The organism is Treponema endosymbiont of Eucomonympha sp., from assembly GCF_001028545.1.
This window is the reverse complement of record NZ_BBPW01000391.1, coordinates 1-641: the sequence shown is the minus strand read 5'-3', so window position 1 is coordinate 641 and position 641 is coordinate 1. Positions and strand designations below refer to the sequence as shown.

1 protein-coding gene is annotated in these 641 nt (G+C 62.4%); it reads right to left on the bottom strand.

From position 1 onward, the window contains the following. Positions 1–641, bottom strand: a 641-nt coding sequence (locus AWU74_RS07255; RefSeq protein ID WP_162505005.1) for a bacterial Ig-like domain-containing protein, incomplete at both ends; no start/stop codon positions are given.

Genomic DNA, 641 nt, shown 5'->3' with positions numbered 1-641 from the left:
GCCGGGGATCGTGAGGCCCCGTGCGGAGGACGAGCGGCCGTCCGAGCCGCGGGTGTTTCCTCCGGTCCGTCATTATAGGTGCCCTTGTTGTTGACTCCCGGAATGCGCCAGTAGCCGTAATCAAAATAGACGGAAGGCTCTATGCCCACCACGCCCACGTAATGGCTTGCGGACGCGTCGTCTATCGTTATGCTTATCTGCTGCGGTCCGGGCGCGTCCCCGTCATAGCCGGACAGGGCGGACGGGCTGAGCCCGCTTCCGGCGGAGAGGACGGCGGAGACCGTTTTGCCGTTCACGCTTCGTTTCGCGGAAACCCGCGTGGCGGCAAAGTCGTAGGGCTGCCCTTTGATATAGGTTTTGGTATAGGCTGTCGGACTAAGCTCCGTGTCCGCGGGAAAGCTCAGTGAAACGGGAAAATCCGCCCGTACCCCGTTGACCGCCGCGCTTACGGTCTGCTCCCCGCTTTTTGCGTAATCGTAGCCGCTTATGGCGCAGAGCGCGCTCACGTCGGCTTCTTCCCCGTCGGAAAAGCGCCCCGTTACGAGCAGCTTGCTTTTGTCAAACGGCTCGCCGAAGCAATACGCCGATTCCGCGTTGGCGACGCTGAGGTATTCCAGCACGCGGTCGGAGGTGTCGACGGC